General features: G+C 44.8%; 1 protein-coding gene. It reads left to right on the top strand.

What is annotated here, in order from left to right; translation table 11 throughout:
* Window positions 1-677, top strand: a 677-nt coding sequence (locus AAC147_RS09385) for a DNA methyltransferase (RefSeq protein WP_231571681.1), incomplete at its 5' end; no start/stop codon positions are given.
* Window positions 678-708: the final 31 nt, after the last annotated feature.

Here is a 708-nt window from a genome sequence, read left to right as displayed (position 1 = left end):
ATAAAACGTTTCCGTCAGTACTTGGCGATAAAGAAGCCGTTGAAGTGACTGCCGGTGTATTTGAGTGTAAGGATGGAGCCTTAGCCAGTGAAGTTACGCTAAAGGCGGGCTGGACGATGAAGTGTCAGATTGAAAACTGGCTGTCAGGGAATGAGACTTTTGACTCTAAAGGGCAGCAGGTTGTTGAGTTCTTTTTCAAACAGAACGGTGTGTTCCAGTATGTTAAAAAGCGCGGCACCGAACACCCCAAAACAATAATAACCGGTTTTACCACGAAGCAGGGAAGTAAAGAGGTTGAAGCCCTTCTCGGTTCTTCTGTTTTTGATTATCCCAAGCCGACAGGATTGATTGAACACTTAATGAAGGTCATGGATAGCGAAGATATCATTCTTGACTTTTTTGCGGGGAGCGGTTCTACCGGACATGCGGTGTTAAAACAAAACAAGAAAGATGGCGGCAGAAGAAAGTTTATTCTGGTTCAATTGCCGGAACCTGTCTCAAAAAATGCGGGTGCAACAGCGTATTGTATCAGGGAGTCAATGCCCGAATTGATTTCCAGAATTGCCCTCCAAAGGATCAGAAAAGCCATTTTAAAAGAAAATAAAACGCAAGGTGTTAGGTTTTTCAAATTAGACCAGGCAATCCTTGAACCCGATCACTACAACTCACCGGGGTAACCCTTGTTCACCCCCACGGACGCCCATTATC

The organism is Xenorhabdus sp. NBAII XenSa04 (genome assembly GCF_963866145.1).
Classification (GTDB): Bacteria; Pseudomonadota; Gammaproteobacteria; order Enterobacterales; family Enterobacteriaceae; genus Xenorhabdus; species Xenorhabdus indica.
This window is presented reverse-complemented; position numbering and strand designations above follow the sequence as displayed.